Raw genomic sequence first — 23123 nt, 5'->3', positions numbered from 1 at the left:
ACGGCCTATCGGATCTCAGAATTCCGGCAACTCGATTCCCCTGGCCAGGCGTTCATCGCAGACGACGCACTGGAGCCCGTCAGTGCTATGTGCAAGGCGAACCACAACGCACTCGGGACCAGTGCTCTGACGGAACCAATGGGTCACACCCGCCGGAACCGAGACCAGGTCTCCCGCCTCACACCCCAGCGCGTACAGGTGGTCCGCCTGATGCAGGCAGAATACGCCCCGGCCTTGAACAAACAGCCGCAATCCTGCGTCAACGCAGCGTTGCTCGGGCTCGCCAGCGTCGGATGGCGGCGTTGCGTAACGGGGTATCGCCGGCAGCCGGATAACTTTTCTGTGCGGGTAGTCCTCGAACTGCGCTTCGAGGCTGCCCAGAATCCGCGAGTCATTTTCGACGCCAGTGAATGCAGCGGAGATATCAAGGTTCTCGTAGCTGACGGAGACCGCTTCCAGCGTGGCGGTTATATCGTCGCGGTGCGTCAGCAGTTTGATCGGGTTCAACAGGTTCTCGTGGTGATACACCGCCAGGAAAGTCATGGCCATCCGCCTCTGATTATTCGATTAATGGACCCGATCGTTTTCAGTTGCCATATCGGCTCGACCGGGCAGACGCCACTGCAGCACCAGCGCAGCGAGCAGTGCAGCAAAACTGGCGATGGCAAAGGTCCAGAACGGCCCAATGCTGGTCCAGCTGTAGCCCGAATATAGCGCACCGAGCGCGCCGCCTACCCCGGCAAGCGTCGCATACAAAGCTTGCCCTTGTCCCTGCATCCTCTCGCTGAAACTCTGCTGGACGAAATGGATCGCTGCGACATGAAAGCTGCCGAACGTGGCAGCGTGCAGCAACTGCGCGAACAGCAATACTGCCAGGTGATCAGCCAGCCCGCCCAACAACAGCCAACGCAGCGCAGCCAGCGCAAAGCTGACCACCAGCATCTGCTTTAAACTGCAAAAAGCCAGGATCCGGGTCATCAGGGCAAACAGCAGAATCTCGGCCAGCACGCCGAACGCCCACATCACGCCAATCGCGCTGCGCGTATAACCGAGCGCTTCCAGGTGCAGCGTGAGAAAGGTGTAGTAAGGCCCATGTGACAGTTGCATGAGTGCAACACAGACAAAGAATGCCGGCACACCCGGGCGGAGCAACTGCCTGATGAACCCCGTCGCCAGCTGGCCGCCCTCCTTCACGAGGCGTGATGGGGGCGCCGGAACCAGCAGGCTACACAGAAAAATCGCCGACATGATAGCGAGCATGACGACCGGGTATACATCCAGATCGAACGCCTGTAACAGCCAACCCAGGCCAACCACGGTGGCGATAAAGCCCACCGATCCCCACAGCCTTACCTGACTGTAGCGAGCCGACTGATCTCCCAGATGTGCCAGTGTGATTGCCTCGAATTGCGGCAGCACTGCGTGCCAGAAGAAGCTGTGCAAAGCCATGATCAACGCCAGCCACAGATAATCCTGCCGCAGGAATATCCCGGTGAAACTCAGCGCAGTAGCCAGCGCACCACAGCGAACAATCAGCAGGCGCCGCCCGCTCACATCACCCAACCAGCCCCACAGACTGGGCGCCAGGCAACGCATCAACATGGGGATGGCGACAAGCTCACCGATGCGTGCGGCGGAAAAACCCAGGTGATGGAAATACAGCGACAGAAATGGCGCTATGCCGCCGAGCAGCGCGAAATAAGCGAAGTAAAAACCCGATAGTCGCCAGTACGGCACGATCATGACCCTGACAGGATATTCGGATCAGCCCCGCCTGCGCTGGCGCCAACACCAGCCAGACAGGCCGCAGCAGTCAACCGGAAGATTACAACTGACCGAGCACGGGCGTAGCCACCTGCACCTCTGCATTCTGCCCGCGGTGACGCAGCAGATGGTCGAGCAACACGATAGCAACCATCGCCTCGGCGATCGGTGTGGCACGGATGCCGACACAGGGATCATGCCGCCCCTTGGTAATAACCTCGACAGGATTACCATTGATATCAATGGATTGGCCGGGAGTCGTGATGCTGGATGTAGGCTTTAGCGCCAGGCTTGCGACGATCGGCTGGCCCGAGGAAATACCGCCCAGTACGCCGCCCGCATGGTTGCTCCTGAACCCGGCGGGGGTCATTTCATCCCGATGTTCAGTCCCGCGCTGGGCGACCGAGGCAAAGCCGGCACCAATTTCGACGCCCTTCACCGCATTGATATTCATCAGTGCGTAGGCCAGCTCAGCATCCAGGCGGTCAAAGACCGGCTCGCCCAGGCCTGGCGGAACGCCCTCGGCGACCACGGTAATCTTCGCACCGACAGAATCCTGATCCCTGCGCAGCTGGTCCATATAGACTTCCAGCTCAGCCACCTTGCCCGGGTCCGGACAGAAAAAGGCGTTCTGATCCACCGACTCCCAGGTCTCGAAGGGGATTTCGATCGGACCCAACTGGCTCATATATCCGCGCACGGTGATGCCCTGAGTTGCCAGGTATTTCTTCGCGATAGCGCCCGCAGCCACGCGCATGGCGGTTTCACGTGCAGACGAGCGGCCGCCTCCGCGGTAATCGCGAATGCCGTACTTGTGATGGTAGGTATAGTCGGCGTGGGCCGGCCGGAACAGGTCCTTGATTGCCGAGTAATCCTTGGACTTCTGATCGGTGTTGCGAATCAGCAACCCGATCGGACATCCCGTGGTGCGCCCTTCGAACACGCCGGAAACGATCTCGACTTCGTCTGCCTCCTGACGCTGGGTTGTATGCCGGCTGGTGCCCGGTTTGCGACGATCCAGTTCATGCTGCAGATCAGCCGTGCTCAGTTCCATGCCCGGAGGGCACCCGTCCACAATGGCCATCAAGGCTGCGCCATGGCTCTCGCCGGCGGTGGTGACAGTGAACAGTGTGCCTATGGTATTTCCGGACATGCGCGCAACCCGAAGTCGATGATTGAAGGGCCAGCAGTATAGCGTTCCGTGCAGGAGGGTGACAGCCTGTTGGCCCGGCGCCTGTCTAGCCCTGCCCATGGGGTGCGATCTTGAGTTGCGGCAACAGGCGCACACACCCTAAGCTTCCGTTTTCGCAGCGACGGGCGTTCCGATGGAAACGGTCCTTGAACTCATTCTACCGGCTGGGCTTACTCCGGCACTGGCCAGCATGCTGGTCATCGCTGCGGGCATCACCTCGGCGATAACCGCGTCACTGGGTATCGGCGGCGGCGTTGCGCTGCTCGCTATCATGGCACTGGTCATGCCGCCCGCGGCAATCATTCCGGTTCACGGGATGGTGCAACTGGGCTCCAATTTCAACCGTGCCCTGATGACTGCCCGTCATATCAGACTCTCGGTGATCGCCTGGTTTTTCCCCGGAGTGCTTCTGGGAGCCTGGCTTGGCAGCCAGTTTCTGGTGGATTTGCCGCTGGCCCTGGTCCAGCTGTGTATTGCGGGTTTCATTCTGCTCCTCTGCTGGGGCCCGCAGATCCCGAAGATCGCCACCGGACCGGTCGGCATCCTGATCGCAGCCACGCTGACCACCTTCGTCAGCCTGTTTGTCGGTGCTACCGGGCCGCTGGTGGCCGCCTTTGTCAAACAGCAGCAACAGGGTGACCGCTTTGCCACCGTCGCAACCTTTGCCGCTGCAATGACATTACAGCATGCACCGAAGGCACTGGTTTACGGCGCCGCAGGTTTCATATTCATGGAATGGCTGGGGCTGATACTGATCATGATCGGGGCCGGCGCTATCGGCACCTGGCTGGGACTGACGCTACTGAAAAACCTCAGCGATCAACGCTTCGGCCTGTATTTCAATCTGCTCCTGACGCTCCTCGCGATCCGATTGATCTGGAATGCGCTGAGCAACTGGTAATCAGGTCAAGTTTACCTCCGCGCTGCCGATAAGCCTGTGAACTCTACCGGACATCACTCATGAGCAGCGCGGACCTACCGACCATCAACGCAACGGAACCCAGGTCGCCACGGGATCCCTTTGCCCGCGCCCGGCCAACCGACTTTCACTGGATATTGCTCAGGCCGGTATCGGTGCTGCGCAAGACCATTCAGCCGGAGACACTCGCCCAGGTAGCGACCACCCACGAGCGCATCGGCAACCTTGAACTCTATCGCCTGCAGGTCCGGCTGGATGGCGAACCGCTGCAGGAAGATGGCAACCGGCTTGAAGTATTGGTCGACCACAATCGTCAACGGGTGCGCTTTGGGCCCAGTGGCGTGCGCATCGCTCCAGCTCGGCGCGGCATAGCCGGGTATTTGCTCGCCCAGCTAATCGATTGGTGCCAGCGCAATGTGCCGGAGTATGTGGTCACGCCGCTGATTTTTGATGACCAGGGCCTGAGCGAGGAATTGCAGGAAGTACGCAGGAAGCTGCTCAAGCGCGCCGGATTCGATATCAGCTTCAACCCGGACTCCCCTGCCCGGGGCCGCGCCCAGACCAGCCATCTGCAGCATCTGATCGGAAGCTGGAACACCGAGCGCGTACAACCCATCGAGCCCGGAGAGCTCCTGCATCAACTTCGCGAGCAGGAAGCGGCCCAGCTGCAGCAGCAACGTCAGCTCAACACGTTGCAGGCGTCACTGGAAAGCTATAAACGCAACGATATCGGGCACCGCTTCGCAATCGGCTGTCTGATCGTGTTTTCCATTTTCCAGGCCATATTGCTGCTATGGGTGGTGCTGCGCTGAGTGGCTACAGCGAGGCCTGAAACAACTCCTGATGATCCCGGCACTGCGCCGCGCTCAGTACGAACACGCCGTGCCCGCCGTGCTTGAACGGTACCCACTCGAAATCGACTTCAGGCCACTCGGCCATGACGTGCACCATGCTGTTGCCCACTTCGATCACCAGAACGCCATCATCGGTAAGATGATCGGCGGCTTCTGCAAGGATACGCCGGACCAGATCCAGGCCGTCTTCACCGCAAGCCAGACCAATCTCCGGCTCATGTTGATACTCATCCGGCAGCCCATCCATATCCTGCGCATCCACGTAGGGCGGATTGCTCACGATCAAATCAAAGCGTTCGCCCGGCATGCCGTCGAGACCGTCCGACCAGCGCGCCTCAACCCGATCCTGAACCTGATGCGCTTCGATGTTTTCTTCCGCCACAGCCAACGCGTCGGTGGACAGATCCGCCAGCACCACCTCGGCCTGGGGGAACGCGTAGGCGCAGGCAATACCGATGCAGCCGCTACCGCTACATAGATCCAGAATCCGTACAGGATCGCGCTCCAGCCAGGGCTCGAAACGATTGGCAATCAACTCGGCAATCGGCGAGCGTGGCACCAGCACTCTTTCATCGACAATGAAATCGAGGCCGGCGAAGCGAGCATGCCCGGTCAGATAGGCCGCAGGGATACGCTGGTCTATCCGCTGTTGCAACAACGCGACCACAGCCGCGCGCTCGCTCTCGGTAACCCGGCAATCCATGTACTCCGGCGGCGTTTCCCAGGCCAGTGACAACCCGCTCAACACCAACAGGCGCGACTCGTCCCACGCGTTATCCGTGCCATGTCCGAACCACAGGCCGGCTTCGTGAAAACGACTCACGCCCCAGCGAACGAGATCCTTGATTGTGGTCAGCGCGGCAAGTTCAGTCATGGCAAAGCGTCCTTGAATCAGAGCCGCCATTCTAGCAGGCGCGGCAAATTCGTGGCGCCGGTTTTCTCGTCCGAGGCATAAGTCACAGGGGCTGGTACAATGCGTGTCTGCCAATTATGTGTGACAACCATGACCCACGATTCCAACGAGACCGATGATCTTGACCTGTTCAGGCAGGCGATCCGGGGAGTGAAACCGATCAAGGTCGACCAGGCCGATACCGGCAAGCCGCGCACTGATCACGCCAGGCTCAGGACCTTGCGTCAGGGTGCCGTACGGCCGGACAACCGCATCAAGGTGGATGGGCTGTCGGATCAGTTCGTGATGGATGTGCAACCCGAAGAAGAGCTGTCCTGGGCGTCCAACGGTGTTCAGGAAAGCCAGCTGCGCAAACTGAAAACCGGCCAGATACCCTTCGATGGCACCATCGATCTGCATGGCATGACCGTGGAGAAGGCGCGCGAGATTCTGTGGGAATTTCTTGCCGAGGCTAACCGGCTGGAGATCCGCTGTGTACGCGTGACTCACGGCAAAGCCATGCGCAAGGACGGACGCAAACCCATCCTCAAAAGCCACGTAAACACCTGGCTGCGCCAACACCCGAAGGTGTTGGGTTTTACCTCATGCATTCCACGCCATGGCGGCACCGGCTCGGTTTACGTCCTGCTCAAACGAACAATGCTGGAAGGACGGGACGAATAACCGGCTAACGGTTCACGCCTCGCTGGTTGACCGCTCAGCCAGGTATTCGATGACCGCTTGCTTGTCGCCACTGAATACGACCCGCTGCTCTTTCCCAGCCCGCTGGTAGGCATACATCGGATCGTAATAATGCGTCAGCAGCCCGGCAATCCAGTCACGGTGGGCATGCACATTCCCTTCATGCTGCTGAATGTCCAGCGCGTGACGCATCATCGCTTCAAGAGATTGAAAGCGCTCGCTACCCAAACGCTTGCGAATACGCAGCAGGCTACCCAGCAAAAACTCCGAGAACGCAGCGAAGGCGGCCTCAGGCTGGTCGGGATACAACAGTGCATATTCAGCATGCATATCCGTCACATAGTCCTGCAGGATTCGCTCAACACGGTTTTCGAAGCTCTCTTCCAGCCAGATCAGCGGCGCCTCCTGCATGGCGCGGAACAACTCGATCGGCACCGTGCAACTACCGACCATGCGGCCCTCGTCTTCCAGGACCAGTGATTGGTGACCTCTTGCGCGGACCTTGAGCACCTCGATGGCCAGACGATTCTCGAAATCAATCTGTCCCGGTTGAGGCGTAGCGCGTCGACCGAAGCTCGAGCCCCGATGATGGGCATGGCCTTCCAGATCCAGGCTGGACTCCAGCGCTGCGATCACTTCGGTTTTACCTGTGCCGGTCAAACCGGCTACCAGCTTGAGGGAGCACTCACGAATCGCCTCGTCCAGTGTATCGATCAGGAAACGCCGTAACGCCTTGTAGCCGCCGGCAACACGCGGATATTCCACGCCCGCCTCCGCCAGCCACTGCTGGACGATTTGCGAACGCAAACCACCCCGGAAACAATAGATATAGCCTTCAGGGTGCGCTTCGGCGAAGGCTTTCCAGGCTTCGACCCGCTGCGCCTTGACGTCGCTGTTGACCAGCTTGTGGCCCAGTTCGATGGCAGCCTGCTGGCCCTTCTGCTTGTAACAGATGCCCACCTGCTCGCGCTCGCTATCGAGCATCAGCGGCAGATTCACCACGCCCGGGAAGGCACCCTTGGCACACTCGACTGGCGCACGCACATCCAGCAACGGCACGTCGTCGAGAAAAAGGCGCGAAAAATCCTGCGTGTCAGCGCGCATCAAACGACCTCGACGCAGGGGCTGCCATCAGCGACAACGCATTCGCCAATCGGCTCAAGCTGCAGGCCCTCTGACTCGGCGAGCGCGACAAACGATGCCTCGGCCGCCGGATCGACAGCAACCAGCAAACCGCCGCTGGTCTGCGGATCACATAACAGGTTGCGCCAGGCCTGCGGCATATCGGCGACCTTGTGGCCGTAACTGTCAAAGTTGCGCCCGGTGCCGCCCGGAACGCAGCCAGCCGAGAGGTAATAATCGACGCTGGCCAGGCGCGGCACGCGCGCGTATTCGACGCGCGCCTTGACCCCTGACCCTTCGGCCATTTCCACCAGATGACCGAGCAGACCGAAACCGGTGACGTCCGTCATCGCCTGTACGCCTCCCAGCGTTGCGAACTGCGCGCCGATACGATTGAGTCGGCACATCAGATCACGCGCCACACCGGCGTCCTCGTCGCGCAGCTTTTTCTGTTTCTCTGCGGTGGTCAGAATGCCGATACCCAGGGGTTTGGTCAGGTATAACTTTGCGCCAGCACGCGCAGTATCATTGCGCTTGAGCTGGTTGCGGGTGACCTGGCCAGTCACCGCCAGACCAAAGATGGGCTCCGGCGCGTCGATTGAGTGCCCGCCTGCCAACGGCATGCCTGCCTCTGTGCAGACTGCACGAGCGCCAGCCAGAACCTCGCCCGCTACGGCTGCGGGCAGCACATTCACCGGCCAGCCAAGAATGGCGATTGCCATCAGGGGCGTGCCGCCCATGGCATAGATATCACTGATGGCATTGGTCGCGGCTATGCGGCCGAAATCGTATGGATCGTCAACAATGGGCATGAAGAAGTCGGTGGTGCTGACAATACCGCGTTCGTCATCTATGCCGAAAACAGCGGCATCATCCCGACTGGAATTACCGACCCACAGTTGCGGGAACGCCGGACCGGGTTGCCCGACCGAGAGGATCTCGTCCAGCACCTGTGGAGAAATTTTGCATCCACAGCCGGCGCCATGGCTGTATTCGGTCAAGCGAACTGAAGTTTTCATGCCGTCTCTCCTGCCAATTCAAGAGCGGCATTCTATCAGGCCTGACCAGACCGGCCTACGGAATGGACGGTGTCTGCCAACCTTTCGTCGAAGCCGCTACGAAGCATAGGCTTCGGGCTTGAGTCCCTCGAAACGGTCCAGAGTGTCGCTGGCAACCATCCGGCCGAGCTCGATCAGCTCCGGGGCGCGGTGAAAATCGAAGAAACGGCTCAGGCGTTTCGGTACTTCTATCAGTACGTCAGGGGGATAGCCGGCAATCTTGTACTGGGTCAGTGAAGCCTGCATCGTTTCGAATGACAGGTTCACCAGTTCCAGCATGCTTGCCGGGCCGACATTCTGCTCCACCCGTACCGGGGCCGTTTCGTCCTGTTGACGGATTGCAGCCTTCTCTGCGGGCGGTTCATCTTCGACAGGTTGATCCAGCGCAACCACATCATCGGCGGAGCTTCCGCGACGGCCGATCCAGTTGCGCATATTGATACTGCCCACCCAGTGGTCCCACTGCTGGCGGATCGGCGCAGGCCGCTCGATTACCGGCAAACTGTATCCGTAGGTATGTGTGCCGTTGAGGTTGACCGCCACGATGAGATCGCAATGGGAGGACACCACCGGAACAATCGGCAGCGGATTGAGCAGCCCGCCATCAACCAGCACCCGGCTACCCTGACGAACTGGCGAAAACAGGCTGGGTATCGCCGCCGAGGCGCGCATGGCCTGGTGCAAACAGCCCTGCTGAAACCAGACCTCCTGCTGGTTGGTCAGATCGGTAGCGACTGCGGTGAAGGGAATTTTCAGATCCTCGATCCGCATATCGCCGACGATTTCCCGGACGCGGCCGAAAATCTTTTCCCCACGGATGGCGCCGAGGTTGCCAAACCCAACATCCAGCAGCTTCAGCACGTCGAGATAAGCCAGACCGGAAACCCACTCACGGTATGCCGACAGCCCCCCCGCGGCATATACGCCACCCACTACCGCGCCCATGGAACACCCGGCGATGCACTCGATGGAATACCCGCGACGTTCCAACTCCTCGATCACGCCGATATGAGCGTAACCACGGGCTCCGCCACTGCCCAGAACCAATGCGACGCTGCGTCCCATGCTGCCTTTTCCTCTTCTGATTAATCCCGATTGACGACGGGTTTCACTCTCAGCATGATGCCGGGATAATTTTCACCATATCAAGGCAACCCGTGAACAAACGCCGTACCTTTCTGTTGAAGCTGGCCGCCGTAGTGCTCATTCTCGCAATAACCCTGGCCGGACTGGGCGCCTGGATATTTCACAGCTCGGAAGCACAGCGCAGCGGCACGTTAAGACTGCAGGGCATGGAACAACCGGCGCGGGTATATTACGACACCTGGGGAGTGCCGCATATTGATGCACAATCTGACCTCGATGCCTATCGTACTCTTGGCTACCTGCACGCCCAGGACCGTCTGTTCCAGATGGACCTGTTGCGCCGCATCGGGGCCGGGCGACTGTCCGAACTCTTCGGCCAGGAGTCGCTGGTAACTGACCGTTTCTTTCGCTCACTGGGCATCAGCCGGTTCGCCCGCGAATATGCCAGGCGTATGGAAGAAAATGCCGATGCGCCGCACGTACAGTTGATAAATGCATACCAGAGCGGCATAAACCAGTACATCGACCAAGGAAATGTGCCGGTCGAGTACCGCTTGTTGTTGAGCAAGCCGGACTACTTCTCCACGGCTGATATTGCGCATGTCATGGGCTACATGGCGTATTCGTTTGCCGAAGCCTTCAAGACGGACGCGTTGGTCGACCATGTCCGCGGCACCCTCGGCGAACGCCACATGCAGGATCTGGTGCCTGGATGGCCAAGCAGCAAGCCGCCCACTTCACCGCCAGCGCAGAGCGCCGCGTTGCTCGGGCCGCTGCTCCATCGGGTCGCCCACGTCGAGAAACATCTGCCGGTCGGCCAGTTCCTGGGCAGCAACGCCTGGGCCATCAACGCAAGCCGCAGCGCAAGCGGCGCCCCGATGCTGGCGAACGATCCACATATTGGCTTCTCGGTCCCCGCCACCTGGTATGAAGCCCATATCCGCACCCCTGAGCATGAGGTCTACGGGCATTTCCTCGCCGGGTTGCCATTTGCCCTGCTGGGCCAGACGCGGCATCACGCATGGGGACTGACCATGTTGATGAACGATGAGGTGGACTTCTATCGTGAGCGCGTTCATCCGGACAAACCCGACCATGTGTGGACCGACAACCGCTGGCAGAAGCTGACCGTGCACGAGGAGGTGATCAAGGTGCGCGGCCAGGAAGACCGCCTGATCCGCCTGCGCAGTTCGAAAAACGGACCTATCATCAATGACCGTCTGGACGCATCGGAAGAGGTTGAAGCGGATCGTCGCCCGGTCAGCCTGTTCTGGACGTTTCTTGATCCCGAAAGCGACTCCACCGAGGCCTTCTACGGTTTCTCACGGGCCAGCAACATGGCTGAGTTCGAGGCCGCGGCAGCAAAGCACTGGTCTCCCGGCTTGAACGTAGTGTACGCCGACGTGGAAGACAACATCGCCTCCTGGGCCATCGGTCGCATGAAACGCTGGCCAAAAAGCAATAACAGTTTCGCCCTGCTCAGTGGCGGCAGTGATCGGGACAAATTTCTCGGCTATCAGCCGTTTGCGCTCAATCCGCGCACGGTGAATCCATCCGTCGGGCATGTATACAGCGCCAACCACCCCTACGACCAGGACAACCCCCGGCGCCTGGTGCCTGGTTACTATGCACCGTCCGAACGCTCCCAGCGGCTGGCCGAGATGTTGTCCGACGATCAACCAATGGATCAGACGGTTTTCCGCCATATACAGCTCGATACCCGCCGCTCTCAATCGGCGGCAATGATTACCGACGCCTTGCCGTTGCTCAGCGAAAAACTGTTTCGCGAAGAGCTGCGCGCGCCTGCAGCTCGGGCAGCGGAGTTGGTCGCAGGGTGGGACGGCGAATTCGAACGCAACAATGTGGGCGCAACCCTTTATCAACGCTGGCATGACCAACTGATGCGAGCGCTATTTGCCGATGAGTTGGGCGACCAGTATGAGTTTTTCAAGAACACCAATATGGCCGAGAAAAGCCTGCTCAGTCTTTACTGGAAGCCCGCTTCACCGTGGTGGGACAACCGTGAGCAGCCCTCCCTGGATGGACGCCAGGCAGCGGTTGAACACGCCTGGGTCAGCACAATCGAAGGACTCGCTGAGCAACTGGGGCCAGACGTCGACAGCTGGAAATGGGAGCGTGTCATTCGACTCGAGCATGCCCATCCGCTGGCGGATAAACTTCCCTTTGGCGCGCTCTTGAGTAGTAGTCCGGTGCCTGTTGATGGGAGCCGGGAGAGTATCAACAGTATGACTTTCGGCCTGGAGCAGGACGTCTACCAGGTCAGTGCGGGGCCTTCGTCTCGCCGGCTGGTAGACCTGGGTAATCTCGACGGTACGCTGGGCATCCTGCCGCTTGGGCAGTCGGGCAATCCCTTCGACCCGCATTATGATGACCAGGCTGAGCTATTCAACGAGGGGCGTTACCGCACGCAACTCTTCGACTGGGTGTCTATTCAGGGATTGCCTGACCGTTTGAAGGTCAAGCCTTCCCGGAACCGTTGAGGGTGGCAGGTCTGTTGCCGTTTCATCGCGGCTCGCGATGAAACGGGCAAGACCCTATATCTTGACGATCCGTATTCCCAACCCGGGTGTTGCTTCGCCAATTTCCAGCCGCTGCTTGCGAATACCGCGATCAGCGAGCCCCTGCACAACGGCCGGCGCCTGAGCTCCGTGTATCACTACGCGTAAACGGGTGTCTGTGCGCAGTGCGCGGTTCAACAGGTCCAGCCAGCTTGCCATCGTCTCCCCTTCGGGATCCTCCAGCTCGGCAGCAGGCACACTGAAATGCCCCTCGCTGTTGATAACCTTCAACAAGGTTGCGGGCGTTGGATATAGAGCCCGCTCAACCGGCTCGTCAGGCGTGAACTGATCGACATGCAAATAGACCTGGCGGTTGCCACGGGTGATCGCGTACAGGCTGACAAATCGTTGCGGCGTCTCATCCACACGCACCGCCAGATAGGTCTGATTATCGTCTGGGCCATATAGACGCGAGAAGCCAATTACCTGACTGGCCCAGGTACTGCTGCTGCCGCACTCCCGACCTTCGCAGAAATACAACATGGTGGTGTCGTTATCCAGCAGCTGTTGGGTGGCATGAGCAAGCGCCTCATCTGCGTCATGCCCCGATGGAATAAGCCAGGAAACCTGCAGCAGCGTGCCGATGGTGCGCACTTCACGCTCGGCACGTAATTTGTTGTTGATGCGTCGCACGCTGCCAATGGCGACACCGTGGTCAACGTTCTCTTCCACATTCACCCTGGCAACCTCTGCGCGGGGAAACGGCTGGATCAACAATTCATCCGGGACCGCATCGGCAGCCTGACTGACGGCTGATGCCAGCCCGAATGCCAATCCCATTAACAGCAGAGCCGGTCGTCTTCTTGACGGCATTTGTTCTCCTCAGCGTTGCAGATTACCGCGCCTCCCAGGGGGTTCACGGGGCCAGACCCACCCAACCAACTCTGGCCAGTCATGCGGTGGCATGAGCCTATAGCAAAGACCAACCTTCTGATAGCCTCGGCCAGCGCCCGTAGCGGGTCAAGCAAGGCCTTTGAAAAAACTGTCAATAATCGTTGCGACACGTGGAGCGGCCTGTTCCAGGTGCAAGTGATGTCCGCCTTCAACCCGATGAATCTGCACGTTCTCAAGCTGATCAAGCAGGGCTGACGCCTCCGGGCGCCTGGCAAAGATACCTTCGCTGGCAACCACCAGACAGGTAGGCGTGCGGATCGCTTCAACTATCGCAATGGCCTGCTTATGGGTGAAGCGCAGCGCCGAAGGCAACATCAATTGCGGATCGGTTCGCCAGGTCCAGCCGCCCTGCTCAGGCATCAGCCCGCGTTCAACCAGACAATTGGCAGCAACGCGTGACAGGGGCATGCTGCCGCCCAATATCCGAGCGGTAGTAGCCTTCTCGGGCGATACGTAAATGGGCTTGCGCTTCCTGCTGGTGGCCAGGCTGGCTTTTAGAAAGCGCGCCATCTGAGCTGGCGTGTCATCCGCCTCGGAGGTGATCGGCATCAGGCCATCGATAAGCGCGGCGCCCATGATGCGGTCGGGCACGCTGGCGGACAGAATGCTGCTGATAATCGCACCCATCGAATGGCCCAGCAGCGCGAACCGGTCCCACCCCATGCTTTCGGCGACCTGTAATACGGTAGCGGCTTGCTGCCACAGGCTGTAGCCGCCGGCGGGCAGGTGATCGGAGAGACCGTGACCCGGCAGGTCCAGCGCGATCAGATAAACCCCATCGAGTTCGGGGGCGATCAGATCGAAGGTGGCAGCGTTATCCAGCCAGCCGTGCAGCCCTATGACCGGGAGCCCGTCAGGCTTGCCCCACACTTTTGCGGCTACCTCGACCGAAGGCAGATTGAAGCGGACTTCATGACTCGCGTGTTCCATAAATCCTGGGATCCTTAAAAAAGCGGGAAAATCTATACCTCGGATGGCCCGTAGACAAGGCGTCTGGCATGCATGAAACGCAGCACAACGCCGTCGGAGCGGGTCCGGCTCAAGAGTTCAGCCCGGGGTGGGTGTCTCTTGCCAGAGCACCCGTTTACCGCTGACCGACCATATTTCGAGCTGGTCCTGGTAGGTTGCTTCGACCACGTGACGTTTGAGCTTCAGCGTCGGGGTAATGAAGCCATTATTCACGCTCCATTTATCACCAATCACGACCAGGCAAGCGAGTTGCTGATGCTGAGGCAGCCGCTTGTTGGTTTCGCTGAGGATGCGCGTTAGGCGCTCCTCAACAACCTGATCGCGGCTGGGCGTAGCGGCAGACTCGGTCTCCTGCAATTGCACCAGCGCTATCGGCTGCGGCAGCTTCTCTCCCAGCACGCAGGATTGCTCGATCAGCGAACTGGCATCCAGCAGCCGCTCGATCGGCCCGGGCGGGATCACCTTGCCGGCGCGCGTGGTGAACAGGTCCCGGGCGCGTCCGATGACCCGCACAAATCCCTCCTTGTCGACCTCACCGAGATCTCCGGTGTGCAGAAAACCATTCTCGTCGAGCATTCGGGCGGTGGCGTCCGGATCCTTGAAATAGCCCAGCATAGTGGCCCGGCTGCGCAGCAGGAGCTCGCCATCTTCCGCGAGCCGGCATTCGACGCCCGGGTTCGGCAAGCCGACCCAGCCCGATTTGAATCGCTGGGGTCTGCCAAGGTGGGAATAGCCGCAGTTTTCGGTCATCCCGTATATTTCGACAAGGTTCATTCCAAGACGCTGGAACCAGCGCAGCATGTCGTCGGCTGGAGGCGCGCCGCCGCTGACGGCATAGCGGATATGGTTCAGGCCCAATGTTGCCAGCACCATACGGGCGGGGATTCTGCGAAGCAGCGGTATCTTCAACAGAGGATTCAGCACAATCGCCGGGACCCGTCTGTATACGCTTCGCTGTAACTTGGACCAGAGCCGCGGCACGCCAAAAAACACCGTTGGGCGGGCCCGGCGCATGTCGCGCACGAAGGTGTCAGAGCCATGCACGAAATAAACCGTCTCGCCGCCAAGCAGCGAAGCAATCTGCACGAACTGACGCTCCGCCACGTTACTCAGCGGCAAGTAGGACAGCAGTCGATCATTATCATTGATCACGAACAGACGCAGCCAGTTGCTGGCCGCGTGATACATCGCGCTGAAGCTGAGCATCACGCCTTTTGGTGGCCCCGATGTGCCTGCCGTATAGACCAGGGTCGCGACAGCGGCAGGGTCGGGCAGCACATCTTCGCTCAGCGGCTCGTTGCTCTCCAGCAGGCTCTGCCAGGGCAGCAGATCGGCATCCTCCGGTGCCAATGGCAGCCCGATCCACGGAATGTCCGGGTACACGGTGGGGCGTACCCTCTGCCAACTGTCCAGCTTGCCAATGAAAGCCGCCCGGCACTCGGCATGCTCGAGCATCGGGCGCACTGAATCGCGGCCCAGTGTCGGATAGATCGGCACACTGACATGCCCGGCCATCCAGATCGCCAGGTCGGCGATTATCCAGTGGGCACAATTTTTCGAGAAAAGCGCAATATGGCTGCCAGGTTCAAGCTCAAGCGAGCGCAGATAGCTGGCAATCCGGCGCGCCTGGTCGCCCACCTGAGCCCAGGTGAATTCGTCGACGCTGGCGTCTGCGTGGGGCTGGACCAGATAGACCTTGTCAGGGTGAGCCCGCTCCCGCTCATAGAAGCTTTCGAGAGCAGACGAAACAGCCAGTTTTACCTGATCTGGCATTTGCTGTGCCTCATGGACTTTTTGTTTTTTTCTGCGCTGAATGCTGAATGACCAAGGTATAGCGTCACCCGAATAATCGCTTCGAGCGTCACTATCCCATGCTCAAAAAGGGCAAACAAGCGCAGAACAGAGGCAAACGCACCGATTCTGCAGATGAATGCCAGATCATTTGACGAGCCGGGCCAGCCCCGCTGCCACATAGTCCAGATCAAGGCAGACCAGCCCTGCGGTGGGCATCGGGAAGTGGCCGCGACGATGTCCCTCCACCAGCAGGCTGATCAACTGGCTGACCAAAGGCTGATGACTTACCAACAGCAGGTTCTGCTCGGTCTGCTGTTTCAGCTGGCTGATTACAGTGAGGGGATCCGATTCAGGTACCAGCCAGTCGACGGTGGTTACGTCGCCGCTATAACCGGTTGCCTGGCATGCCAGCTCAGCAGTCTGCTGCGCGCGCACGTACGGGCTCGAAAGCACTGCCTCAAAGGGCTCACCAGCCAGACCGGACATAACGGCCCGCACCTCATGACGGCCTGCCTCGGTCAGTTCACGAAGGGTGTCTGCGGACGCCTGAGCCTCGGCCTGACCATGTCGAAGTATCCAGAGCTTCATGGCTGCACTGGCCCGCTGGGCGATTCGCCGGGAGTTCCAGTACCCGCGTCACCGACCTTGGCGTTGCCCGCGGACATCGGCTCAGCAATAGTGACGTGCCATTGAGCCTGAGGGTCCGGCCATTCCATAAACGGCCAGGGTTTCTGCTCGGTAGCGCCGGTCGCATAACGTCCGATCTGCCACGCATATTGGGAAAGACTGTTACCGAAGCCGGTCAGCCGTGGCTCATGGGCCCCGTTCAGTAACTGGGAGCCGATCTGCAGCGCCACCACCACGACCAGCAGCAGCTCGGTAATCTGCCACGCAAGCGCAAACAACAGGATATAGAGTAACCGCAGCCAGAAATCGGCGGAGGTGATGGCTGTCTTGGCATGCTTCATGGTGTGGCGTTCCCGGCTTCGGTAGTGACATAGGAGGCGAATTCGACGTCGTCTTTCTGAGAGGCTGACATAAGCCGACCGATCACATCAGCCAGTGGCTGACCTTCAAACAAGATAGCGTGCAGGCCGGCGACCAGCGGCATATAGATGCCCTCTTCATCGGATTTCTGCTTGAGCACGCGCAGGGTGTTCACCCCTTCGGCGACCTGCCCCAGTTGCGCCACGCTATCTTCAAGCGTCTGGCCTTTGCCAAGCGCAAAACCAACCTGAAAATTGCGTGATTGCGGTGACATGCAGGTGACCATCAGATCGCCGATGCCGGCAAGGCCGAGGAATGTCATGGGATTGGCGCCCATGCTGACGGCAAACCGGGTCATTTCCGCGAGTGCCCGGGTGACCAGCATGCTCTTGGTATTTTCCCCAACCCCCATTGCCGCTGCCATACCAGAAATGATGGCGTAGACATTCTTCAACGCACCGCCGAGCTCCACACCAAAACGGTCCTGGCTGGCATACACTCGAACACTCTTGCTGCCCAGCACGGCCTGAACCTCGCTGCACAGCGTCTCGTCCCGGCAGGCGATCACGGTGGCAGTCAGTGCGCCTGCTGCCATTTCACGGGCCAGATTGGGCCCCGACAGCACCCCGACCCGCGCAGCAGGCGCCTCGGCTTCGACTATCTGACTCATCAGCAGGAAGCCGGGCTGCTCTATTCCCTTGGTTGTGCTGACGACGCCCTTGCCCGCCAGATCTGGTCCGATCTGCTGCAATACACTGCGAAACGCGCCACTGGGTATGGCCAGAAATATCAACTGGGCCGACGCCAGGGCGGCATGCAGATCGGTCGTGACAACAAGACGCGGATCCAGCGATATGTCCGGCAGGTATCGGCTGTTCCTGTGCTCGCGGTTGATCTCGTCTGCGACGGCCTGATCACGCAACCATAAGGTCACTTGCACCCCATGCGAGGCCATCAGATTGGCCAGGGTGGTTCCGAAACTGCCCCCACCCAGAACGCAAACCGGCTGTTTTTGCTCAGTCATGCAAGATCCTTTGTTCAAATGACAAACGGCATTATAAGTTCAGAGCACGATAACAGCGATGCGGGAGTGGCAAAATCTGTTCTCGCCGCTATGATGGCGCCGCCCAAACAGCCAGGACAGCTCAGGATATGATCAAAACCCGTAGTCTGGTCATTCTATTGACAATAGCCATGACCGGTGCAGTTCAAGCCGGGGAAGGCAGCCCGCTCGGTAATCCCGATCTGCCTACGGTTCTTAGTGCTACGCGGCTCAGGCAAGCGCCAGCTGACGTGCCTGGCAGCATGACGGTCATTGATCGCGAACTGATCCGCGCGAGCGGCGCACGGGATGTGCCCGAACTGCTCAGGCTGGTGCCGGGAATGCTGGTCGGCTACCACTCGGGCAACACGGTCAACGTCAATTACCATGGCACCAACGTAAGCGAAGCCCGCCGCCTGCAGGTGCTGGTGGACGGCCGTTCGATCTACCGCCCCGGATTTGCCACGATCGACTGGCCCGGACTTTCCCTGGCAATGGAAGACATCGAACGCATCGAAGTGTTTCGCGGGCCGAATACCGCGGCCTATGGTGCGAACGCCTTGATGGGCGTGATCAACATTATCTCCCGGGACCCGAGCGGGAGCCTGGGCACCCGTCTGAAGGTAACCAGCGGCACCCGGGGCGTGCGGGATCGCTACGGCAGCCACGGCTTCAAAGCGGGCGACACCCATATGCGACTGAGCATTATCGGCAGACGCGATAATGGTTTTGACCACGACGAAGAAGGCGAGTCCATTCGCGACGGTCAGCGCAGCGATGCATTCACCTTGTCCGGCGTCAGTGAAATCGATCCGACCCAGACGCTGGAGTGGCAACTGGGCGCGGCGGATGGCTCCCGTCAGGTAAATTATGATTACGAAGCCATGGCTCCGGGCAACCCGGATTATCCGGGTGCGGAAGGTTCCGCCTTTGAGCGAAGGATCAACAGCCATGCGCCTTCTTCGGATCTGCGGGATCGTAACTGGTTTGCCTCGGCGCGCTGGACCAACGATTTCTCCTCGACCCACAGCCTTCAGGCGAGTAGCTTCATCCAGCATATGGAACGGCTGCAGCAGTGGCGAGCCTGCGACTCGCCTGTTGTGTTCTCCCCTGAGCTGAAAACGATCTATCAGGCTGATCCGCAACTGGCACGGCATCTGAACAAATATTTCCGCGGCAAGCTGGATGATGCCGAAGCGCTGCAAGCATTATTCCCCGGCGACAAGGCGGCGCTGTTCCCCCTGGCCGAAGAGGTCATCGCGCAGCATGACGCATCCCTTGATACCGGACCGGTCTGCTGGGACATAAACCAGTCGCTGCGCGAAACGCGCTACGAGGTGGAGCTGCAGGACACCTTGCAGCTCACCGAACAACTGCGCACGGTGTTCGGTTCGAATCTGCGTTATGACCGGGTTCGCTCGGAGACCTACTTCAATGGCGTAGTGGACAACAGGACCCTTCAGCTCTTCGCCAACGTGGAATACCGGCCCCACGATCAATGGTTATTGCACGCTGCCGGCATGGCTGAGGACAGCGAGCTGACCGGTTACTCGTTTTCCCCGCGCCTGGCCGTGCATTATTTCCTCCGCCCGAGTCATAGCTTGCGGGCCGTGTATTCCGAAGCGGTACGCTCCCCGGACATGTACGAGAATCATGCCTCCTGGACCTATCGCCCGACTAACATGAACGGAGCCCCAACGCTCAGCCGGACATATTATGCCCACGCAAAGGGACCCGGGAATCTGGAGCAGGAACATATGCGATCGGCCGAGCTGGGCTACAACGGGTACAGCCACCAGCTCGCGCTATCGATGGATTTCCGTGCGTTTCATGAAGAAATCGACGACATGATGAGCGAACCACTGCAGCTGAAGAATTTTGTCCCGACCAACGCCGGGTTCGTGCGCTTTACCGGTGCCGAGGGGCAACTGGATTGGCAGGCCACGCCAACCGATCGTCTTCGGCTCACCTACGCCTACATCGATTTTACAGCGGCACACAAGCTGGACCAGCGCCTCACCCCGCGCAACAGCGGATCGGTGGCGTGGCTGCGGCAATGGCCTGGCGGCTTTGACAGTAGCCTGATCTATTACGGTGCTGACATGCTCAACGAACGACGCTTCGAACGTGTAGACTCCCGGGTCGGAAAACGACTGGAGCTGACCCGCAGCAGCAGCCTGGATCTGGCATTGACCTGGCAATACAGGCTGGATGACGAAGGTCTGACCTGGGCTGAAAACCGATTCGATAGTCCAAGCCATTACTACCTCAGCGCCCAACTGAGTTTCTGAGAGCCGGGAAGCAGCGTATGATCGCGGCTTCGGTCATACTAATAGATCATTGACAAGGATGTTTGATGACTCTTCCTCCCCTTGCGACCCTATGTTGGTGAAGCGCCTGAAAAAGGTGCTGTACGCCTGCCTGGTGCTGCTTGCGCTCCCGACCTGGGCGGCCAACCTGACGGTAGCAACCCCCGAGACCACCGAGTTGACTGACCATTTCACTGCCGCGCTGCGGCAGCTTCGGCCAGCGGACAACATCGAGGTTCATATACTCGGCGAGCCTCTGTCAGAGACGCCTCCCGACATGGTTGTGACCATGGGGTGGCGGGCGGCCCAGTGGCAGAAGGACCATCTCCCCGGCGCACCTACAGTCGCAGCCTACCTCAGGCTTGAACAAATTCAGCAGCACCTGCCCGAGCTGCTTCGGGGCCCGCGACATATCTTGCTTGCCAACCCGAAACCCTCCCGTCAGGTAGCGCTTGCGCGCTTGCTGCTCCCCCGCATCGACACGCTGGGGCTGCTGTACAGCGACGCCAGCCGCATGCAACTGCCGGCCTGGCAGGACGCGGCCGATTCTGCGGGCCTCAAGCTGTCCGCCGAGCTCGTGGAAACCCCGGACAATCTGACCCGCCCGCTGATCGAAGTGCTATCGCGCAGCGACGTACTGATCGCGATCGACGACCAGACGATCTATCGGGCCGACACTCTCAGAACGCTACTGTTAACCAGCTACGCGCGGGATAAGCTCATGATCGGCCCCAGTGCTCCATTCATTTCTGCCGGAAGCCTGGGCACCACGTTCAGCTCGCCTGCCGATACGGCGCGCAGTGTTAACGAGGTACTTGCAGGGGGTATCTCTACTGGCATGAGCTATCCGACCTATTTCTCAGTCATCAGCAACCCACACGTCGCCCGATCACTCGGCTTCCCGCCGCCGGATGACGCCGCACTGTCGCAGGAGCTGGCAACGATGGAGACCGGACAGTGACACACTACAAACCAGGCAGTATCCATAACCGTCTGATTCTCATTGCCTTGATGCCCGCGGTCATACTGGGTCTTACGTTGCTCCTGTACTTCGTCAACGCGCGGCTGGACGACGTCAAACGTCAACAGCATGAAACGGGGGAGCTCATCGCCACGCAGCTGGCGTCCACTGCCGAACTTGGCGTCGTAACGGGCCACACCGCCACGCTGGAAAATCTTATTTCCGGCGCCTTGCAGATTCGCGACGTGCTGGCTATCGAAGTATATGACCGGGACGGCGAGCTGCTGATCCGGTTGCCCCGCAAGGCCAGAAATATCGAACCGGGTTCGGCCAGCCTGGTGTTCAACGCCGATATCCTCCGTCAGCGCATTGAACTGGATCATGAGCTTTACATGCTTGATGTGACAGACCGCACCGATGCTGCGCACGATTTTCTCGGTCAGGTGAAGGTAGTACTCAACCATGAGACGCTTAGCGACCGGCGAGAGGACATCCTCTGGAGTGCCGCATTTATCGGCCTGGCTGTGCTGATTACCTTGCTCCTTGCACTGCGCCTCGCACGCAGGCTGGCCATGCCCTTGACCCATATGAGCAGCGCCATTCAATCGTTGAGAAATGGCCGGTTTGAAACGCGCCTCATCAGCGCGGGCAACGACGAAATCGGCCGCCTGGGCGCGAATATCAATGCGCTTGCCGACAGGCTTCAGCAGACGCGTGAGCAGCAACGTCTGACCATCAGGGACCTGATCGCTGCCAGAGAAGATGCCGAGCGGGCCAACAGCGCGAAATCAGCGTTTCTGGCGATGATGAGTCATGAACTGCGCACGCCAATGAATGGGGTGATGGGCATGCTCCAGTTACTCGAAACCACTGAGCTCGACCCGGAGCAGGCGGAATATGTGCATATCGCCGGCGAATCGACTCACCATCTGCTCGACGTGATCAACGATATTCTCGACCTGTCGCGCATTGAAAGCGGCACCATCGAATATGAGCGCATTCCCTTCGACCTGCGCGAAAAGCTCACCAGTGCTATCGCTCCCTTCGAGTATGCCGCGAAACAGAAAGGACTGCGTCTGGTTGTTGATCTCAATGGGCCGCCAGCACTGTGCGATGTGACCGGCGACCCTACCCGCCTACGCCAGATACTGGTCAATCTGATTGGCAATGCCTTGAAGTTTACTGCGCAGGGTGAAATCCGCATTGATGCCCGCTGGTATCAGGAGGCCGCCGGGGTCGTCTTGCACTGCGAGGTAAGCGATACCGGCATCGGCATCGCAGCAGATCGTCTGGAGACCATGTTTGAAGCCTTCCAGCAGGCGGACAGCAGCACCTCACGGCGGTTCGGCGGGACCGGCCTCGGGCTTTCCATAGCCCGGACATTCGCCCGCAGCATGGGCGGCGAGCTGAGCGCGACCAGCGAGCTGAATGAAGGCTCCTGTTTCACCCTGCGCCTGCCATTTACCCGGTCCGGCATGACGGCCAACAGCACGACGCTGAAACCGTCAGGCAGCAGCCCGCCGTCCGGCGCATTGCTACTGGTAGAAGACAATCCGGTCAATCTGATGGTCATCGAAGGCATGTTGCGCAATAGGGGGTATGAAGTACGAACGGCACATAATGGCCAACAGGCAATCGACCTTCTCACTGATCCGCAGCTGGCTTTCGCCGGCATTCTGATGGACATACAGCTGCCGGACATGGATGGCATCGCCGTTTATCAGCACTACCTGCAGTACTGTCAGCAGCAAAACGCGATTCCGGTTCCCTGCGTCGCGCTGACCGCCAGCGCACTGACGTCAGAGCGTCTGGAATGTGAGCAAGCCGGCATGAGCGGGTTTCTGAGCAAACCGCTGTCAGCCCGCGCGCTGCACCAGGCAATTGATGACTGGATTTTGCCGCGCCATTTACCGCACTGATCGCGCATCATTCTGTTCGTCCTTCATCGGACGCGGCAATGGAATATTGGCCTGCAAATGGAGAAACTAGGACATCCATC

At 59.6% G+C, this 23123-nt stretch carries 20 protein-coding genes; 7 read left to right on the top strand and 13 right to left on the bottom strand.

The window, feature by feature from the left end; genetic code table 11:
- Positions 1-15: 15 nt before the first annotated feature.
- From G3M63_RS13790 to aroC, 3 genes are all read right to left on the bottom strand, one after another.
- On the bottom strand, positions 16-543 hold the full coding sequence (locus tag G3M63_RS13790; protein WP_163983512.1) for a hypothetical protein: 528 nt from the start codon (positions 541-543) through the stop codon (positions 16-18).
- 24 nt (positions 544-567) lie between these two features.
- On the bottom strand, positions 568-1743 hold the full coding sequence (locus tag G3M63_RS13785) for an MFS transporter (RefSeq protein ID WP_163983511.1): 1176 nt from the start codon (positions 1741-1743) through the stop codon (positions 568-570).
- Positions 1744-1825: 82 nt separating this feature from the next.
- The gene (aroC, locus tag G3M63_RS13780; RefSeq protein ID WP_163983510.1) at positions 1826-2917 is read right to left on the bottom strand and encodes a chorismate synthase; all 1092 of its coding nucleotides are present in this window, start codon (positions 2915-2917) and stop codon (positions 1826-1828) included.
- Between the two features lie 172 nt (positions 2918-3089).
- On the opposite strand from aroC, the gene G3M63_RS13775 reads away from it, so the two are divergent.
- Entirely contained in the window at positions 3090-3857 is a 768-nt protein-coding gene (locus tag G3M63_RS13775) for a sulfite exporter TauE/SafE family protein (RefSeq protein WP_163983509.1), read from the top strand.
- A gap of 59 nt (positions 3858-3916) precedes the next feature.
- Positions 3917-4687: a hypothetical protein gene (locus tag G3M63_RS13770; protein ID WP_163983508.1), complete on the top strand. Its 771-nt coding sequence runs from the start codon at positions 3917-3919 to the stop codon at positions 4685-4687.
- 4 nt (positions 4688-4691) lie between these two features.
- Here G3M63_RS13770 and prmB read toward each other — a convergent pair whose 3' ends face one another.
- A complete protein-coding gene (prmB, locus tag G3M63_RS13765) occupies positions 4692-5603 on the bottom strand; it encodes a 50S ribosomal protein L3 N(5)-glutamine methyltransferase (RefSeq protein ID WP_163983507.1) in 912 nt (303 codons plus the stop codon).
- A gap of 129 nt (positions 5604-5732) precedes the next feature.
- On the opposite strand from prmB, the gene G3M63_RS13760 reads away from it, so the two are divergent.
- A complete protein-coding gene (locus G3M63_RS13760) occupies positions 5733-6305 on the top strand; it encodes a Smr/MutS family protein (RefSeq protein WP_163983506.1) in 573 nt (190 codons plus the stop codon).
- A gap of 12 nt (positions 6306-6317) precedes the next feature.
- On the opposite strand, the gene mnmH is transcribed toward G3M63_RS13760, so the two are convergent.
- The 3 genes from mnmH to G3M63_RS13745 form a co-directional block, all read right to left on the bottom strand.
- On the bottom strand, positions 6318-7427 hold the full coding sequence (gene mnmH / locus G3M63_RS13755) for a tRNA 2-selenouridine(34) synthase MnmH (RefSeq protein ID WP_163983505.1): 1110 nt from the start codon (positions 7425-7427) through the stop codon (positions 6318-6320).
- Positions 7427-8464 (bottom strand): selenide, water dikinase SelD, encoded by a 1038-nt coding sequence (gene selD / locus G3M63_RS13750; protein WP_163983504.1) that lies wholly within the window; start codon positions 8462-8464, stop codon positions 7427-7429. Before selD ends, mnmH begins: the two co-directional genes overlap by 1 nt.
- Positions 8465-8560: 96 nt before the next feature.
- The gene (locus G3M63_RS13745; RefSeq protein WP_150301171.1) at positions 8561-9568 is read right to left on the bottom strand and encodes a patatin-like phospholipase family protein; all 1008 of its coding nucleotides are present in this window, start codon (positions 9566-9568) and stop codon (positions 8561-8563) included.
- 92 nt (positions 9569-9660) lie between these two features.
- Here G3M63_RS13745 and G3M63_RS13740 point away from each other — a divergent pair, with 92 nt between their 5' ends.
- Positions 9661-12090, top strand: a complete 2430-nt coding sequence (locus tag G3M63_RS13740; protein ID WP_163983503.1) for a penicillin acylase family protein — start codon at positions 9661-9663, stop codon at positions 12088-12090.
- A 54-nt stretch (positions 12091-12144) separates the two neighbouring features.
- Here G3M63_RS13740 and G3M63_RS13735 read toward each other — a convergent pair whose 3' ends face one another.
- From G3M63_RS13735 to G3M63_RS13710, 6 genes are all read right to left on the bottom strand, one after another.
- Positions 12145-12981, bottom strand: coding sequence for a DUF4892 domain-containing protein (locus G3M63_RS13735; RefSeq protein WP_150301169.1), 837 nt, complete (start codon positions 12979-12981; stop codon positions 12145-12147).
- 147 nt (positions 12982-13128) lie between these two features.
- Positions 13129-13992, bottom strand: coding sequence for an alpha/beta fold hydrolase (locus G3M63_RS13730; protein WP_163983502.1), 864 nt, complete (start codon positions 13990-13992; stop codon positions 13129-13131).
- A 117-nt stretch (positions 13993-14109) separates the two neighbouring features.
- Entirely contained in the window at positions 14110-15804 is a 1695-nt protein-coding gene (locus G3M63_RS13725; protein ID WP_163983501.1) for an AMP-binding protein, read from the bottom strand.
- Positions 15805-15969: 165 nt separating this feature from the next.
- Positions 15970-16413, bottom strand: coding sequence for a phosphohistidine phosphatase SixA (gene sixA / locus G3M63_RS13720; protein ID WP_163983500.1), 444 nt, complete (start codon positions 16411-16413; stop codon positions 15970-15972).
- A complete protein-coding gene (locus G3M63_RS13715; protein WP_163983499.1) occupies positions 16410-16793 on the bottom strand; it encodes a DUF4389 domain-containing protein in 384 nt (127 codons plus the stop codon). Before G3M63_RS13715 ends, sixA begins: the two co-directional genes overlap by 4 nt.
- The gene (locus G3M63_RS13710) at positions 16790-17836 is read right to left on the bottom strand and encodes an NAD(P)H-dependent glycerol-3-phosphate dehydrogenase (protein ID WP_163983498.1); all 1047 of its coding nucleotides are present in this window, start codon (positions 17834-17836) and stop codon (positions 16790-16792) included. Before G3M63_RS13710 ends, G3M63_RS13715 begins: the two co-directional genes overlap by 4 nt.
- 128 nt (positions 17837-17964) lie before the next feature.
- On the opposite strand from G3M63_RS13710, the gene G3M63_RS13705 reads away from it, so the two are divergent.
- From G3M63_RS13705 to G3M63_RS13695, 3 genes are all read left to right on the top strand, one after another.
- A complete protein-coding gene (locus G3M63_RS13705; RefSeq protein WP_256669826.1) occupies positions 17965-20145 on the top strand; it encodes a TonB-dependent siderophore receptor in 2181 nt (726 codons plus the stop codon).
- Positions 20146-20236: 91 nt separating this feature from the next.
- On the top strand, positions 20237-21124 hold the full coding sequence (locus tag G3M63_RS13700; protein ID WP_163983497.1) for a hypothetical protein: 888 nt from the start codon (positions 20237-20239) through the stop codon (positions 21122-21124).
- Complete coding sequence (locus G3M63_RS13695; protein ID WP_163983496.1) at positions 21121-23043, top strand: ATP-binding protein; 1923 nt, start codon at positions 21121-21123, stop codon at positions 23041-23043. Before G3M63_RS13700 ends, G3M63_RS13695 begins: the two co-directional genes overlap by 4 nt.
- The last annotated feature ends 80 nt before the right edge of the window (positions 23044-23123 follow it).

This window comes from Pseudomonas sp. OIL-1, from assembly GCF_010669185.1.
GTDB classification, from domain to species: Bacteria; Pseudomonadota; Gammaproteobacteria; order Pseudomonadales; family Pseudomonadaceae; genus Halopseudomonas; species Halopseudomonas profundi.
Note: the sequence above shows the minus strand (reverse complement) of the source record. Positions and strands in the feature narration are given on the sequence as shown.